The organism is Vibrio tapetis subsp. quintayensis (genome assembly GCF_030409945.1).
In the GTDB taxonomy this organism is placed as follows: Bacteria; Pseudomonadota; Gammaproteobacteria; order Enterobacterales; family Vibrionaceae; genus Vibrio; species Vibrio quintayensis.
In genome coordinates, this window is sequence record NZ_JAUFQV010000028.1 from 234623 (window position 1) to 251663 (window position 17041).

14 protein-coding genes are annotated in these 17041 nt (G+C 43.6%); 8 read left to right on the forward strand and 6 right to left on the reverse strand.

Annotated features, from left to right (window positions below; all coding sequences use genetic code 11):
* Window positions 1–247: 247 nt before the first annotated feature.
* The gene (can, locus tag QWZ04_RS14445) at window positions 248–910 is read left to right on the forward strand and encodes a carbonate dehydratase (protein WP_290328974.1); all 663 of its coding nucleotides are present in this window, start codon (window positions 248–250) and stop codon (window positions 908–910) included.
* Window positions 911–985: 75 nt separating this feature from the next.
* Here can and hpt read toward each other — a convergent pair whose 3' ends face one another.
* Complete coding sequence (hpt, locus tag QWZ04_RS14450; protein WP_290328975.1) at window positions 986–1516, reverse strand: hypoxanthine phosphoribosyltransferase; 531 nt, start codon at window positions 1514–1516, stop codon at window positions 986–988.
* 263 nt (window positions 1517–1779) lie between these two features.
* On the opposite strand from hpt, the gene QWZ04_RS14455 reads away from it, so the two are divergent.
* Window positions 1780–2388 (forward strand): TetR/AcrR family transcriptional regulator, encoded by a 609-nt coding sequence (locus tag QWZ04_RS14455; RefSeq protein ID WP_290328976.1) that lies wholly within the window; start codon window positions 1780–1782, stop codon window positions 2386–2388.
* A 144-nt stretch (window positions 2389–2532) separates the two neighbouring features.
* Window positions 2533–3375 carry an HDOD domain-containing protein gene (locus tag QWZ04_RS14460; RefSeq protein WP_290328977.1) on the forward strand — a complete coding sequence of 281 codons (843 nt, stop codon included), beginning with the start codon at window positions 2533–2535 and terminating at the stop codon, window positions 3373–3375.
* Between the two features lie 114 nt (window positions 3376–3489).
* On the opposite strand, the gene lpdA is transcribed toward QWZ04_RS14460, so the two are convergent.
* The 5 genes from lpdA to ampD all read right to left on the reverse strand — a co-directional run bounded on the left by lpdA (window position 3490) and on the right by ampD (window position 11386).
* Window positions 3490–4917, reverse strand: coding sequence for a dihydrolipoyl dehydrogenase (gene lpdA, locus QWZ04_RS14465; protein ID WP_290328978.1), 1428 nt, complete (start codon window positions 4915–4917; stop codon window positions 3490–3492).
* Window positions 4918–5167: 250 nt separating this feature from the next.
* Window positions 5168–7054: a pyruvate dehydrogenase complex dihydrolipoyllysine-residue acetyltransferase gene (gene aceF, locus QWZ04_RS14470; protein ID WP_290328979.1), complete on the reverse strand. Its 1887-nt coding sequence runs from the start codon at window positions 7052–7054 to the stop codon at window positions 5168–5170.
* 12 nt (window positions 7055–7066) lie between these two features.
* Window positions 7067–9733, reverse strand: coding sequence for a pyruvate dehydrogenase (acetyl-transferring), homodimeric type (gene aceE, locus QWZ04_RS14475; RefSeq protein ID WP_290328980.1), 2667 nt, complete (start codon window positions 9731–9733; stop codon window positions 7067–7069).
* A gap of 47 nt (window positions 9734–9780) precedes the next feature.
* The gene (gene pdhR, locus QWZ04_RS14480) at window positions 9781–10548 is read right to left on the reverse strand and encodes a pyruvate dehydrogenase complex transcriptional repressor PdhR (protein WP_290328981.1); all 768 of its coding nucleotides are present in this window, start codon (window positions 10546–10548) and stop codon (window positions 9781–9783) included.
* 292 nt (window positions 10549–10840) lie between these two features.
* Window positions 10841–11386 carry a 1,6-anhydro-N-acetylmuramyl-L-alanine amidase AmpD gene (gene ampD, locus QWZ04_RS14485; RefSeq protein ID WP_290328982.1) on the reverse strand — a complete coding sequence of 182 codons (546 nt, stop codon included), beginning with the start codon at window positions 11384–11386 and terminating at the stop codon, window positions 10841–10843.
* Between the two features lie 168 nt (window positions 11387–11554).
* On the opposite strand from ampD, the gene nadC reads away from it, so the two are divergent.
* From nadC to QWZ04_RS14510, 5 genes are all read left to right on the forward strand, one after another.
* A complete protein-coding gene (gene nadC / locus QWZ04_RS14490) occupies window positions 11555–12442 on the forward strand; it encodes a carboxylating nicotinate-nucleotide diphosphorylase (protein WP_290328983.1) in 888 nt (295 codons plus the stop codon).
* Between the two features lie 244 nt (window positions 12443–12686).
* Window positions 12687–13148, forward strand: a complete 462-nt coding sequence (locus QWZ04_RS14495) for a pilin (protein ID WP_290328984.1) — start codon at window positions 12687–12689, stop codon at window positions 13146–13148.
* Window positions 13148–14836, forward strand: a complete 1689-nt coding sequence (gene pilB / locus QWZ04_RS14500; RefSeq protein ID WP_290328985.1) for a type IV-A pilus assembly ATPase PilB — start codon at window positions 13148–13150, stop codon at window positions 14834–14836. Before QWZ04_RS14495 ends, pilB begins: the two co-directional genes overlap by 1 nt.
* Before the next feature lie 8 nt (window positions 14837–14844).
* Window positions 14845–16077, forward strand: a complete 1233-nt coding sequence (locus QWZ04_RS14505; RefSeq protein ID WP_290328986.1) for a type II secretion system F family protein — start codon at window positions 14845–14847, stop codon at window positions 16075–16077.
* Window positions 16078–16158: 81 nt separating this feature from the next.
* A complete protein-coding gene (locus QWZ04_RS14510; RefSeq protein WP_290328987.1) occupies window positions 16159–17034 on the forward strand; it encodes a prepilin peptidase in 876 nt (291 codons plus the stop codon).
* Window positions 17035–17041 lie beyond the last annotated feature (7 nt).

The following is a 17041-nucleotide window of genomic DNA, read 5'->3' on the forward strand; positions in this document are numbered from 1 at the left end:
GATTCTATCACCTAAAAAACAGTGATCCACATATCAATTTTTAATATAAGCATCCATTCACCTCACAAATACCAGCTAAGGCCTTGTGATATAAGCAGAGCTTGATTGATAAAAAAAAGTAATAAAAAGTTTCAATTGGATCGTAAATACTACTCAGACCAGTGACAAACGAATGATAAAACGGCATTTATTTAAAGAGTTCACTCAGTAGCTTGTGTATAGTGATTGAGATAAAGAGGATACCTTGATGCCAGATATAAAACAGTTATTTGCCAATAACACCGCTTGGGCGCAAACAATCAAAGCAGAAAAACCAGAATTTTTCACAAAGTTAGCTGAGGGACAACAACCAGAATACTTATGGATCGGTTGTTCTGATAGCCGAGTCCCCGCAGAGCGACTTACTGGCTTAGTATCCGGTGAACTGTTTGTTCACAGAAACGTAGCAAACCAAGTAATTCATACGGATTTAAACTGCCTTTCGGTTGTTCAATACGCCGTTGAAGTACTCAAAGTAAAACATATCATTGTCTGTGGTCATTATGGCTGTGGTGGCGTAAATGCTGCGATAGATAACCCGCAATTGGGCCTAATTAACAACTGGTTACTGCACATTCGCGATTTATACCTTAAGCACCGCAGTTTGTTTGGCTCTTTGCCTCGCGAACAATGGGGTGATAAGTTGTGTGAAATTAACGTCGCTGAACAGGTATATAACCTAGGGAACTCCACCGTGATGCAAAACGCTTGGGAGAAAAACCAAGACGTGCAAATCCACGGTTGGGTCTACGGTATGGAAGATGGCGTACTCAATGAGCTAGGTGTTCGCTGCCATAGCAGGGAGTCCCTTGAAGTGTCTTATCAAGCCGCAATGGCTAAGATACTCACCGTAGCAGATACCAACGATTAAATATAAAAACGCCCACATACTATTGTGGGCGTTTTTGTATACGTGGTAATCATTCTAGAACCAGAACGACATCAATTACTCTTGCGGGACAACTTTACCAACGTAAGGTAAGTGGCGGTAGTTTTGTGCATAGTCGATTCCGACACCAACAACAAACTCGTCAGGAATTTCAAAACCGATGAATTTAGCATCCACTTCGACTTCACGACGAGACGGTTTATCCAGCAACGTACAAATCTGAATTGAGTTAGGCTCACGAATTTCCAGAATTTCACAGACCTTGCTCAGAGTGTTGCCTGTATCAATGATATCTTCAACTAACAACACATCTTTGCCCTTGATATCATCATCAAGGTCTTTAAGGATGCGTACATCACGGGAGCTTTCCATCGCATTCCCGTAACTAGAAGCAGTCATAAAATCGATTTGATGATTGATTTTAATCGCGCGAGTTAAGTCCGCCATAAAGACAAACGAACCACGTAATAACCCGACTAAAACTAAGTTTTCAGAATTATGGTAATGCTCTGTAATTTGCTTTCCTAACTCTTCAACACGATTCTGAACTTCTTTTTCAGAAATCATCACTTCTACTGTATGTTTCATACCGCTCTCATTATTTGTTAGTAGCTGATTTTGCTACAAAATTAATACTACCCTAATAAAAAGGTAATTAGTGTCGCTCTGATTTATCTATTTTAGCACTGCAAACGCCTCAGGTTAAATTTTTAACCACGTCATATTTTTTGCCACTTAGTACTTTTCTAAGATTGACATGACCATATGCACCATTACACTCATATGTGATACACTTACTTATAAAATAATCATTAAATAAAAAACAACGTCGGCAAAGCAAGGAATACAAAATGGATATGGTAACCAAAAGACCAAGGACACGGCTTTCTCCTCAAAAACGAAAAGAACAACTTCATGATATTGCTATTGAAGTGTTCGCTCGAAGAGGTATTGGTCGAGGTGGGCACGCAGATATTGCAGAAATAGCGCAAGTCTCTGTGGCTACCGTTTTCAATTATTTTCAGACTCGCGAAGATCTCGTCGATGAAGTCTTAAACCAAGTTGAGAAGCACTACTCTGAGTTCATCAATAAAAGCATCGATACAGATGCGAGCGCAGAGCACAATCTCAATACACTGACCAACAACATCATTAACTCGGCTATTATTGGTGAAAATTGGATGAAAGTATGGTTTGAGTGGAGCACATCGACACGAGATGAAGTTTGGCCACTATTTTTGACTTGCAACGAAACCAATCAAAAGAAAATGGAGCTGATGTTTGATAACGCAATGGAACGCGGTGAGATTTGTGACCGCCACAATAGTGCCGATTTAGCGAACTTGTTCCACGGCATCTGCTATTCACTGTATGTGCAGGCAAATCGCAATCCAGACGCTCAATATTTGGCCACGGTAAAAGAAAGTTTCCTTTCGATGCTGTGTATTTATAAGCAATAATAGTATTTTCATACTAGTAAATTTATAAGCCACTAAAAAATAGTCACTTTTAAAAGTCGTGCCTCGAGCGCGACTTTTTGTATTTATCACTTATCAAAAATGTAGCCTATATTGAAAGGGATAACGAAAATAACAGGAGTGCATATGAGTCAGACGGCCCTTATTTCAAGACTAAACGAATTACCCCGCTTACAAAAAATCCTGCAAGAATTGTTAGATATGGTCAATCAAGACGATGTCGACTTCGGCGAGCTGGCCAACAAAATAGGAATGGAACAAATATTAAGTGCACGTCTGCTTCGTATGGCAAACTCCGCTCATTTTGGTGGTAATAAGACCATATCATCAGTCAATGATGCATTAATAAGAGTAGGCAGTGGCCCAGTAAAAACTCTCGTTGTTGCCTCAGTACTTTCCAGTGCTTTTCCTAAAGTACCTAGCTTAGACATGACTGAGTATTGGACCAACACATTTGAAGTCGCCACTCTTGCTAGCAGAATAGCCATCGCTAGTGGTGTAGAAAATGGCATAGATGCTAATGAAGCGTTCACTGCAGCCATTTTGCACAACATTGGCGAGTTAATGATTCACACGCTAGCACCAGAAGACGCCCTCAGTGTCGCTAAACTGGTTGAAGATGGGCAAGACGAACTATCGGCCCAACAGCAGGTTCTGGGTACTACAGCGCCGGAGTTAGGAGCATTGCTTGCAAAAACATGGAAATTTCCTGATCACATGGTCGGTGCGATTAAGCATTACCCAGACGCTCCGCAAACAACCGAGAAGCCTCAACTGGCAGTAGTACTTCACTTTGCGCGGGACATCCACGCGAATTGGGACGAGCAAGAAGACGATAAAGCAAAAGCCACCTTTATTGCCACCCATCAAGACTCTAGAGCGTTGATCATCTCTTCCGCCGTTCGAGAGTCTATTGATAAGGTTCGTGGCAACGGAGCAGACATGGCAACACAAATGATGGCCGCATAACGCCACATAGGCTTGTCGTGCTACTAACAAGTTCAGAGCATCGTATTCAAAAGTACTAAGATCAAAAAAGGCATCCAAAGATGCCTTTTTTATTATCTAGCGTAAGCGACTAACTTACTTTCTTTTTACCGCTTTTTTATTGGGAAGGTCAGTGATAGAGCCTTCAAATACTTCAGCAGCAAGGCCTACTGACTCATGCAACGTTGGGTGAGCATGGATAGTCAGAGCGATGTCTTCAGCATCACAACCCATTTCGATAGCTAGGCCGATTTCGCCCAGTAGTTCACCACCGTTAGTACCAACAATAGCACCACCGATAACGCGATGAGTTTCTTTATCGAAGATAAGCTTAGTCATACCGTCTGCACAGTCTGATGCGATAGCACGGCCAGATGCAGCCCATGGGAATGTTGCTACTTCGTACTTAATGCCTTCGTCTTTCGCTTCTTTTTCTGTTTTACCAACCCACGCAACTTCAGGTTCCGTGTACGCGATTGATGGAATTACTTTAGGATCGAAGTAGTGCTTCTTACCAGAAATAACTTCCGCAGCAACGTGACCTTCATGCACACCTTTGTGAGCAAGCATAGGTTGACCGACAACATCACCGATTGCGTGAATGTGAGGAACGTTCGTACGCATTTGCTTATCTACATTGATGAAACCACGCTCATCAACTTCGATACCCGCTTTTTCAGCGTCGATAAGTGCACCGTTTGGTACACGGCCGATAGCAACAAGAACGGCGTCATAACGCTCAGCTTCTGCTGGTGCTTTTTTGCCTTCCATTGAAACGTAGATACCATCTTCTTTCGCTTCAACTGCTGTTACTTTAGTTTGCAACATTAGCTTAAACTTGTCTTTGATGCGCTTAGTGTAAACTTTAACGATGTCTTTATCCGCTGCAGGGATAACTTGATCGAACATCTCAACAACTTCAACTTTAGAACCTAGAGAGTGGTACACAGTACCCATTTCTAGGCCGATAATACCGCCGCCCATGATAAGCAGTTTTTCTGGTACTTCTTTTAGTTCAAGCGCGTCTGTTGAATCCCAAATACGAGGATCTTCATGTGGGATAAATGGCAGTTTGATTGGGCGTGAACCCGCCGCAATAATCGCGTTATCGAAATTAACGGTTGTTGCTTCGCCTTCACCTTCAACAAGTAACGTGTTAGGGCCAGTAAACTTACCGAAGCCATTAACTACAGTCACGTTACGCATCTTAGCCATACCGCCAAGACCGCCAGTCAGTTGATTAACAACTTTATCTTTCCAAATACGAACTTTGTTGATGTCAGTTTGAGGTTCACCAAATACAACGCCGTGCTCAGCCATTGCTTTTGCTTCTTCAATCACTTTAGCTACGTGCAGCAAAGCTTTTGATGGGATACAACCAACATTCAAACATACACCACCTAGGGTGCTGTAGCGTTCAACTAATACAGTTTCTAAACCTAGGTCTGCACAACGGAATGCAGCTGAGTATCCAGCAGGACCTGAACCAAGTACAACAACTTGGGCTTTGATTTCTTTGCTCATTGTGACCTCTTGTAGTCATTATCCCTAACAGGCTAAGTGGGTAGCACTTAATTTATCTCACTTTCAAACAGCTCATATTTTACAGAGATGTTAACAGTGTGAAAGCAAGATTCGGTTAGCCTGTGAGCTAGACAGCAATTCATCGCTAGCAGCCTTAAATTTGTTAGGGCTTTATAGGCGAACTGCCGTCTAATAATTTGAGTTTTAATAAAAATTAAGGTGACTCGAAAGCCACCTTAATTATCACTTTCTAAAGTACTAAGCGACGAATGTCAGACAAACAGCCGTTCAAGTAAGTAATAAAGCGTGCGCCTTCTGCACCATCGATCACTCGGTGATCGTAAGACAGAGACATTGGCAATTGAAGACGAGGTTCGAATTCTTTGCCATTCCATACCGGCTTCATTTCAGACTTAGACACACCTAAGATACCAACTTCTGGCGCATTTACGATAGGAGTAAATGCTGTACCGCCAATACCGCCAAGACTAGAGATAGTAAAACAACCACCTTGCATGTCTGCCGCTGTTAGCTTACCAGTACGTGCTTTCTTAGAAACAGCCATTAGCTCTTCAGATAGCTCGTAAATGCCTTTTTTATTCACGTCTTTGAATACTGGAACAACAAGGCCATTTGGTGTATCAACTGCGATACCCACATTTACGTACTTCTTAAGAATGATGCTTTCGCCATCATCAGAAAGAGAAGAGTTAAACGCCGGGAATGCTTCTAGAGCTTTCGCAACAGCTTTCATGATGAACACAAGTGGTGTGATCTTCATGCCCGTGTCTTTCTTCGCTTCGATAGCATTCTGTTCTTTACGGAATGCTTCGAGTGCAGTGATGTCTGCGTTATCCCACTGAGTAACGTGCGGGATCATAACCCAGTTACGGTGCAGGTTTGCGCCAGAAATTTTCTTAATCTTAGAAAGCTTCTGAATTTCAGTTTCACCGAACTTGCTGAAGTCAACTTTTGGCCATGGTAGTAGACCAAGAGCGCTACCGTCGCCGCCTTTACCTGCCGCTGCTGCGCCAGATTCTAGGCGTTTCAGTGCATCTTTAACGAATGACTGAACATCTTCTTTCAAGATGCGGCTCTTACGGCCAGTACCTTTTACTTTAGCAAGGTTAACACCAAACTCACGAGCAAGACGACGAACAACAGGAGACGCATGTGCGTAATCGTTGTTTGCTTCAAATTCGCCTGCAGCTGCTGGAGCCGCTTGTGCTTGAGCCGATGCAGCTGGAGCTGGAGCTGCGTGTGCTACCGGTGCCGCTGCTGGTTGAGCTGCAACAGGTGCGGCGCCTTCAACAACAAACGTCATAATAAGAGAACCAGTCGACACTTTGTCGCCTGCGTCGATCTTAATTTCTTTTACAACACCTGCAAATGGAGCCGGAACTTCCATAGAAGCTTTGTCGCCTTCAACAGTAATTAGAGATTGCTCTTCTTCAACTGTATCGCCAACTGCTACCATGATTTCAGTCACTTCGACTTCATCACCACCGATGTCTGGTACATTGATTTCTTTTTCAGCAGAAACCGCTGGAGCCGCGGCTACTGGTGCCGGAGCTGCTGCTGGAGCAACTGCCGCGCCAGAACCTGCCACTTCAAATACCATCACTAAAGAACCAGTCGAGACTGAATCACCAGAAGCGATTTTGATTTCTTTAACGATGCCAGCAAATGGTGCTGGAACTTCCATAGAAGCTTTATCACCTTCAACAGTAAGAAGAGACTGCTCTTCATCGACTGCATCGCCAACCGCAACCATGATTTCAGTCACTTCGACTTCATCGCCACCGATGTCTGGTACGTGAACTTCTTTTAGCTCGCTCGCCGCAGGAGCTGCTGCAACAGGTGCCGCCGCTTCAACTGCTGGCGCAGCCGGCGCTGCTGCAGCACCTTCCGCTTCGAAGATCATAATCAAAGTACCAGTAGACACTGAATCACCTTCAGCTATCTTGATTTCTTTAACCACACCCGCCTGAGACGCAGGAACTTCCATAGAAGCTTTATCGCCTTCAACAGTGATCAGTGACTGCTCTTCTTCAACCTTGTCGCCAACGTTTACCAGAATCTCAGTTACTTCAACCTCATCTGCACCAATATCAGGTACATTAATTTCGATTGTCATTGTATCTCTACCTTATGCGTATTGCGGGTTAGTTTTTTCAGTGTCGATATCGAATTTCTTAATTGCTTCTGCAACTACAGATTTCTCAATATCACCACGTTTTACAAGTTCAGTTAGCGCTGCAACCACTACGTAACCTGCGTTCACTTCAAAGTGACGACGTAGGTTTTCGCGGCTATCTGAACGACCGAAGCCATCAGTACCCAGAACTTTGTAAGATTCAGCTGGAACGAATGCACGTACTTGCTCAGCGTAGTTCTTCATGTAATCCGTTACTGCGATTGCAGGTTCAGAACCAAGAACTTGAGTGATGTAAGGTACTTTCGCTTCTGCTTCAGGGTGAAGCATGTTGTCACGCTCAACCGCTTGACCATCACGAGTCAATTCATTAAATGAAGTCACAGCAAATATATCAGATGCTACGCCGTAGTCGTCACTCAAAATTTGAGCCGCTTTACGCGCTTCATTCATGATAGTACCAGAGCTCATTAATTGAACTTTACCTTTAGTACCAGCATGAGATTCAAGCTTGTAGATACCTTTACGAATACCTTCTTCAGCGCCTTCTGGCATTGCTGGCATTGCGTAGTTTTCGTTCATTACTGTTAGGTAGTAGTAAACGTTTTCTTGCTCAGGACCGTACATGCGACGAATACCGTCTTGCATGATTACCGCTAGCTCGTAAGCAAACGTTGGGTCGTAAGAGATACAGTTAGGTACCGTGTTCGCCATGATGTGTGAGTGACCATCTTCGTGTTGAAGACCTTCACCGTTTAGCGTTGTACGACCAGCAGTAGCACCTAGTAGGAAGCCACGAGCTTGTTGGTCACCTGCTAACCACGCCATGTCACCAATACGTTGGAAACCGAACATAGAGTAGTAGATGTAGAACGGAATCATCGGTAAATCATTGGTGCTGTATGAAGTCGCTGCTGCAACCCAAGACGCCATTGAACCTAGTTCGTTGATACCTTCTTGAAGAACTTGACCAGAGGTCGCTTCTTTGTAGTAAGAAACAATGCCTTTATCTTCCGGAGTGTAGTCTTGGCCGTGTGGGTTGTAGATACCAACCTGACGGAACAGACCTTCCATACCAAAGGTACGCGCTTCATCACAGATGATAGGAACGATGTTTTTACCGATGTTCTTATCTTTAAGCAGGATATTTAGCGTACGTACGTAAGCCATTGTGGTAGAGATGTCACGCTTTTGCTCACCAAGAAGAGGAGCAAACGCTTCTAACTCTGGCACTTTAAATTCTTGAGTGAATTTAGGCAGACGCTTAGGAGTGTAGCCGTGTAGTGCATTACGACGAGCATGCATGTATTCGTATTCTGGAGAACCTTCTTCCAATTTCAGGTAAGGCAGTTCTGACAGTTTCTCGTCCGAAAGGATATCTTCCAAACCAAGACGATCACGTAGGTGTTGGATATGCGTCATATCCATTTTCTTCACACCGTGCGCAATGTTTTTGCCTTCAGCGGCGTCGCCCATGCCGTAACCTTTAACAGTTTTAGCTAGGATAACCGTTGGCTTACCGTTTGTTTCTTTAGCATTGTTGAATGCTGCAAACAGCTTAGATGAATCATGACCACCACGCTTAAGAGCGAAGATTTCGTCATCAGTCATATCAGCAACTAGCGCTGCTGTTTCTGGGTATTTACCAAAGAAGTGCTCACGTACGTATGCACCATCTTTAGATTTGAATGTTTGGTAGTCGCCATCGATAGTTTCGTTCATTAGTTGAAGAAGCTTACCAGTGGTGTCTTTAGCTAGTAGAGAATCCCAGTTGCTACCCCAGATAACTTTAACAACGTTCCAACCCGCGCCTTTAAATAGGCCTTCAAGTTCTTGAATGATGCTGCCATTACCCATTACAGGGCCATCTAGACGCTGTAGGTTACAGTTGATTAGGAAACATAGGTTGTCTAGCTTCTCACGCGCAGCGAAAGAGATAGCGCCACGTGATTCTGGCTCATCCATCTCACCGTCACCTAGGAACGCGTATACGCGCTGCGCTGATGTTTCTTTCATGCCACGACCGTCAAGGTACTTCAAGAAGCGCGCTTGATAGATAGCAGAAATAGGACCAAGGCCCATAGATACCGTTGGGAATTGCCAGAATTCAGGCATCAGTTTCGGGTGTGGGTAAGATGGAATGCCTTTACCATCAACTTCTTGACGGAAGTTATCTAGTTGCTCTTCAGTCAAACGACCTTCAACGAAAGCACGAGAGTAGATACCCGGAGAGATATGACCTTGGTAATAAACCAAATCGCCGCCATCAGTTTCGTTTGGAGCACGGAAGAAGTGGTTGAAACACACTTCATAGAACGCAGCTGCGGACTGGTAAGAAGCCATGTGGCCGCCTAAGTCCAAGTCTTTTTTTGATGCACGCAATACGATCATGATTGCGTTCCAGCGGATAATAGAACGAATGCGACGCTCTAATGTTGTGTCACCTGGGTAAGCAGGTTCTTGTGCTGCTGGGATGGTATTGATGTAGTTGGTGTTGATACCGGTAGCCATATCTACGCCATCTAAACGAGCTTTATCTAGAACTTGTTCTAGTAAATATTGAGCGCGTTCTACACCTTCTTCACGTACGACTGATTCAAGGGCAGCTAACCACTCTTGAGTTTCCAGTGCATCAACGTCATTTGTCATGACTTCAGACATGCGATCTATCCTTTTATTTTGTTGGATCTAGATTACAGGTATAAGAACTAGTTCTTTTTACCTTGTTGGATGCGACGCAAGGAGCGCTCTCGGCGACTCTCTTCACGCGTCAAATCAAGCAATACTTCTTCTATATAAGCCAAATGAGAATGAGACATCTCTCGGGCCTTTTCTGGCTGGCCAGCAACAATCGCATCAACAATATTGCCACGATGTACACTGACCCGCTCTACCACATCAGTTCGTCGATGCAGTAATTCTAAATTCTCAAATACGTTTTGTTCCAGTAACGGCGACAAGCTACGAACAATATGCAGTAACACCACATTATGAGCCGCTTCCGTTAAGGCGATTAAAAAAGCCATTACTGCCGATGCTTCTACTGAAACATCCTTACTTTCTTGCGCTTTCGCGATATCCTCTAAACAGTGCTGGATTCTCGCAAAGTCGTCATCTGTCCCGCGTAGTGCTGCAAAATAAGCGCAGAGCCCTTCCATCGCGTGGCGCGCTTCCAATAAATCCAATTGCGTTTCTGGATGCGCTGACAATAAATCTAGCAGAGGATCAGAAAAACTCTTCCATAAAGTTTCACTAACAAACGTTCCACCACCCTGTTTACGAGTTAACAGTTTTTTTGCTTCCAGACGTTGGATGGCTTCACGCACCGAAGGTCTCGATACATCAAACTGTTTCGCCAACTCTCGCTCTGGTGGCAGCTGTTGCCCCGGAGCAAGTGTTCCTTCAACAATTAGCCTTTCAAGCTCCTGCTCAATTACATCGGAAAGCTTAGGCTGACGGATCCTTTGATAAGCCATAATTACTGTCTTTTGCCTGTTATTTTTATTTTGTAGTCAATTGGTATTACCAATTTCAGGATGGACGAAAAAGTAACACAATTAAAACATACCTGTCTAGGTGAAATTTGATTTAAATCATAGAAACCATCGACCTGTAAACAGTTGTTAACATCTGAGCATTAAAACAGCAATAAGATTGGTCTTACCATTGAATTACGATTGAAGAAGTTATTTATTTTTATGATGGAAATAAATAACTTTGTTAAGAAATGTAAAATTAAAGCACGAGGGGAATGTGCCTTAATTACAGCTATTTAAGTGATTCACGGTACCTTTTCCAATCAAAACACAAGCCAGGGTCACTTTTACGCAATGGGGAGATATATTGATGACCCGTAATTCGACGAGGAGAGATAGCCGGATAGCGCTGCATAACCAGCTTGCTTAGTAAGGCTAATGACTGGTATTGCTCTCGAGTGTAAATATCAAACTCGCTGCCCTCAAGCTCCAGCCCTATCGAGTAATCATTGCATCGTTCTTTACCTGCAAAACATGACTTTCCTGCGTGCCAAGCTCGGCCATTAAAGGGAACGAACTGTACAATCTCTCCATCTCGCTTTATCAAGCAATGTGCCGAGACTTTCATTTTTTCAATGACTTTAAAAAACGGATGTTGAGTAGCGTCAAGCTTTCCTTGGAAGAACTGTTCTATGTAAGGACCACCGTACTGTTGCGGAGGTAAACTGATATGGTGAAGTACAAGTAATGAGATAACCGCATCATCAGGGCGAGAATCAAAATGCGGTGAAGGAACGTGTTTCGCCCCACTCAACCAGTGACTTTCATCTATCTTCATATTAATTTCAGCTCATCAAATAGCAAACAACTGAGTTTGTTATCTACTTTTTGGCAACAAATTTCAATTGAAACTCTTCATCCGCTGAAAAATTGCGATAATTGGTGCTGAATTTCTATCCTAGCAAGAGTATTATGCCCGCATTACTCAACACCAACGTAGATAGCCATGAAAAATACTCACAATAGCCAAGCGCGCCTTGATTATCTTAAGCAACAACTTCCTCGTGAAATACGTCGCGCTGTCGCCGACACATTAAAAGAAGATTTAGGCGGTACACTCGACGTTTCCGCTGATATCACCGCTCAGCTGATCCCAGCAGATGCGCAAAATGTTGCAACGATCATTACTCGTGAACACGGCGTATTTTGCGGCCAAGCTTGGGCTGACGAAGTCTTTGCTCAAATCGGTGGTGAAGTATCAATTGAATGGCACGTTCAAGATGGTGACCAAGTTGAACCCAATCAGACATTGTGTACATTGACTGGCCCTGCTCGTGCACTACTAACTGGTGAGCGTAACGCAATGAACTTCATTCAAACGCTATCAGGTTGTGCCACAGAGACCTCACGTTATGCCAAAGAGTTAGAAGGCACTGACTGTCGCCTACTCGATACCCGTAAAACCATTCCTGGCCTGCGTAGCGCTCTTAAATATGCGGTAGCGTGCGGTGGCGGCTTTAATCACCGCATTGGTGTGTTTGATGCTTATCTTATCAAAGAGAATCACATTATTGCCTGTGGTGGTATTACCAAAGCAGTAAGCATAGCTAAAGAGCTAAACCCAGGAAAGCCGGTTGAAATCGAAACTGAAAGCCTTGCAGAATTACAATTGGCGATCGACGCGGGTGCTGACATTATCATGCTAGATAATTTCACTACAGATATGATGCGTGAAGCGGTGAAAATCAATGCTGGCCGCGCTGCACTAGAAAACTCTGGCAACGTTACACTGGAGACTATCCGTGAGTTTGCCCAAACCGGTGTTGATTATATTTCCGTTGGTGCATTAACTAAGCATTTGCAAGCGTTAGACCTTTCAATGCGCTTTAAGTAATACTCGCTCAGCGCATACCCAATATACTAAGGAGGCTTCGCCTCCTTTTTTTACACCTGGATTTCCACATTAACCAAGTAGCAAAAAAGGCTGAGATTTCTCAACCCTATTCGCAGCCCACTGCAACAACAATGCTCAGTATCCATAATTTTCATTAACCACATCGAGCAACCATATCTCTTTGATTTAAAAGATCATCATCAGTTTCTATTCTAGTGTGGTATTTAAATTTATGGAGAAAAAAATGAAGAATCAACAACAAGGTTTTACGCTGATTGAGTTGATGATTGTGGTGGCAGTTATTGGAGTGCTGTCTGCAATTGCAGTTCCTCAATACCAAAATTATGTGAAAAAGTCAGAATTAGGAGCGGCACTAGCTACCGTAGCAGCTTTAAAAGTTAACGTAGAAGATTACATTGCAACTAACTCAGTGTTTCCTACCAAAAATGCAGCAGCAACAATAAGCGAATTAGGTGCACCATCTAGCGCCATTGGTACAATTATATCCACAGGCAATACCTCAGCATCAGCAGCGGGTAACATTATATTGCAATTGTCTTCAACGGCTTTACCTGCAAGTACCCTCATAGCAATGCATCGTTCAGACACAGGAAACTGGGAATGTAAGTCTACAGCGTCTTCAGCTGCAATTTTACCTAGAGGATGCACAAACGAGACCGCAGCAAACATAAATTCTGGTGAATAATGCTAACGAATCTAACATCTATCTTGCGCCACGCTGGTTTATTAAGCCTAGAGCAAGAACAACAAGTTAGGTCTCATATGCAAGCATCAAACACTTCGGTGCTTGATGCTGTGACCACCCTTGGCTACCATTCTAACGATCATATTACCCTAAAGCTTAGCGAGTTATTCGGATTAGACATCATTGTACCTATTGAATATGACTACTCTTCATTATGCCAGCAATTGGGGATTAGGGAGTTAGTATCTCGCCTTCAAGCACTTCCTTTATACCAGACCAATCACACATTACATGTAGCAGTTAGTGACCCGAGCCAAATAAGGGTTGAAGAAGAGTTTGGTTTTGCAACCAACCTATCGATAGAGCTAGTTCTGTGTGAAGAAAAACAATTACAAGCCTGCATTAAACGATTATACGGCAGCTCAATTGACAATGACGACGATGCTAGCCGAGACATTAACGAGCAAGATTTGGCAAATCTCGTAAAGGTCACGGATAACGAACACCAGCAAAGTGAAGATTTAAGCAAAGATGACTCTCCCGTAAGCCGTTTCATCCATCAAGTCCTATTAGATGCGATACGAAAGAGCGCATCAGACATCCACTTTGAACCATACGAAGACAATTATCGCATTCGGATGCGCTGTGATGGCATGTTACTTCAAACAAATTCACCGCCATCACAATTAAATAGGCGCTTAGCGGCTCGCTTGAAAATCCTTGCCAACCTAGATATAGCAGAAAGGCGATTACCTCAAGACGGCCGAATTAAGCTTCATTTGAACTCCAACACAGCAATTGATCTACGCGTCTCGACCTTACCAACCCTATGGGGAGAAAAGGTTGTCTTGCGGCTCCTCGACAGTAACAAAGCCAAATTAGACATTAACGCTCTTGGTTACAGTGAACAACAAAAACAGATCTATCTCGAAGCTCTGTCTAAGCCGCAAGGCATGATCTTGATGACAGGCCCGACAGGCAGTGGCAAGACTATTTCACTCTATACCGGACTCCGTAAACTCAATAAAATAGAGCGTAATATCTCGACCGCAGAAGATCCTGTTGAAATCAATTTTCCCGGGATCAACCAAGTTCAGATACAGCCCAAAGTCGGTTTTACTTTTGCTAAAGCCCTACGTGCATTTTTGCGTCAAGACCCTGACGTGGTGATGTTAGGTGAAATTCGAGATCTAGAGACCGCACAAATAGCGATAAAAGCGGCTCAAACCGGGCATCTAGTCCTTTCGACGCTGCATACTAACTCAGCATCTGAAACTGTCATTCGCTTACAAAACATGGGGATCGAAGCATATAACTTAGCTTCATCACTAAGCTTGGTCGTAGCACAGCGACTCGCAAGACGCCTATGCCCTAAATGTAAAACCGAGCATCCAATGCCGCAAATGATTCGGCAAGCTTTGAGTGTCGACCAAGATAGCCGTATTTATCAAGCAAACAAAGAAGGCTGTAACGATTGCAACGCTGGCTATAGCGGACGTATTGGTATCTACGAAATGCTGCAAATCAATGATGATCTAGTCGAGGCGATCACTAAGCAGTTAAGCATACCAGAACTAGAAGCCATCGCAGTTCATCACGGCATGGTGACGCTAAAGCAAGCGGGCATAGAAAAACTCAAACTGGGGATCACCAGCTACCAAGAACTTCAACGCGTACTATTTTTATAAGGGCCCCGATGGACTCCACTTCGTTTTATCGCCTAAAATTGCAAAATTTCCGCTGGCGAGGTCACAACAGCTCAGGTAAAAAAGTATCAGGGCAGATCCTAGCTTACACAGAGTGTGAAGTGAGAGAGCGGCTTTCGACTCAAAAAATACACATCCAGAAAATCAAACGTCGCAGTGTTTCTTTTTTTGAAAGGATATCTAATAAAGTTACCCCAAAAGACATTTTAGTTTTCAGCCGTCAGATGGCAACCATGCTAGATGCTGGCGTTCCCATGATACAAGCGCTAAAAATGTTGATGGATAACCAACATAAAGCAGAAATGAAGTCGATTTTACGCCAGTTATCCAGCGCGGTTGAAGCAGGCACGCCACTTTCTCGAGCCTTGTCGACCACCTCTGTCCATTTTGATAATTTCTATGTAGATCTTATCGCAACCGGTGAACAAACAGGCCATCTATCTCAAATATTTACGCGTCTTGCAACTTATCAAGAAAAGAGTGAATTACTGAAATCAAAAGTCAAAAAAGCCATGATTTACCCAGCAATGGTAAGTTTTACAGCTCTATTGGTTTCCTATTTAATGCTGACGTTTGTAATACCCGAATTTGAAACCATGTTTTCTGGCTTAGGCGCCAACTTACCTTGGTTTACCCAGCAAGTTTTAACTCTTTCTCATGGGGTTCAAGCCCAAGGGGGGAAGCTTTTTTGTTCGCTGGTTGCACTGGCTATTATTGTGCGGGCTGCAAAAAAACGTTCCTATGCATTTAGATTACTAATCGCCCGCTATGCTCTGGCGCTACCGATTATCGGAGGTGTTCTGACTAAAGCCTCTCTGGCAAAATTCAGCCGAACCTTAGCCATCAGCTTTAGCTCGGGCATTCCGGTGTTGTCTGGACTTGAAACCAGTGCCAAAACCGCCAATAATTTATATTTCCAAAAAGCGATCAGTCAGGTTCTTAAAGATACCGCTGCGGGAATGCCTATTTATCTCGCCATGAGAAGCAGCAACGCCTTTCCTGAGATGATGTTACAAATGGTCATGATTGGAGAGGAATCAGGTCGCTTAGACAGCATGCTCAACAAAGTTGCTGATATATACGAAAATAAGGTAGACGATACCGTCGATAACTTAGGTAAACTGTTAGAACCCATCATAATTTTGGTATTAGGTGGACTAATTGGCGGATTGGTCATCGCAATGTACCTTCCGATCTTTAACTTAATGAGCGTGATAGGATAAGATACAAAGACAACGCCGCATTACTCCGAGTTATTTGGCTTTGACAGATTCATTATTTTTACTAGTGACGACGAGAGTGTTATGGACGCGTTTTACTACTACCCTTGGTTATATCCCGTATTTGCCACAATATTCGGCCTAATGATCGGCAGTTTCCTTAATGTTGTGATCTATCGAACGCCTCTTATGATGGAACGTGAATGGAAACAAGAGTTCACCGAGTCTTTTCCTGAACTTTGCCCTGATGCAAAACTCGATAAAACACCTTTAAGCCTAAGTACGCCAAGATCCACCTGTCCTAAATGCCAACATCAATTAAGTATCGCAGACAACATACCGGTCATTAGCTGGCTTTTTTTGAAAGGAAAATGCCGTTACTGCGAGACTAACATCAGTGCACGCTACCCAGCAGTAGAAATACTGACGGCCGCATTATCATTAGTTATCGCCCTGAGCTTCCCACTCAGCTTATACAGTGTCGCTCTTTTATTTTTCACCTTTACACTCATCGCCGCAACTTTCATCGATCTGGATACCCTCCTGTTACCAGACCAACTCACCTTGCCATTAATGTGGTCAGGTATCGCCCTCGCCCTCGTTGGTGAGAGCCCGCTCAGTTTACAAGATTCTGTTATCGGAGCGATGGCTGGGTATTTGTGTTTGTGGTCTGTTTATAAAGTATTCAAGCTATTAACGGGCAAAGATGGCATGGGTTATGGAGACTTTAAGTTACTCGCGGCACTAGGAGCTTGGCTTGGATGGCAAAGCCTACCTATGATCGTGCTGATGTCATCATTGGTGGGGTTAGTCTTTGGGTTGATTCAACTGCGTTTACAACGAAAAGGCATTGAGCAAGTTTTTCCTTTTGGCCCTTACCTTGCCATTGCCGGTTGGTTAACACTGCTATTTGGTAGCGAAATCGCAAATTGGTACTTCACCAATATTCTAGGTATATAAACGAGGC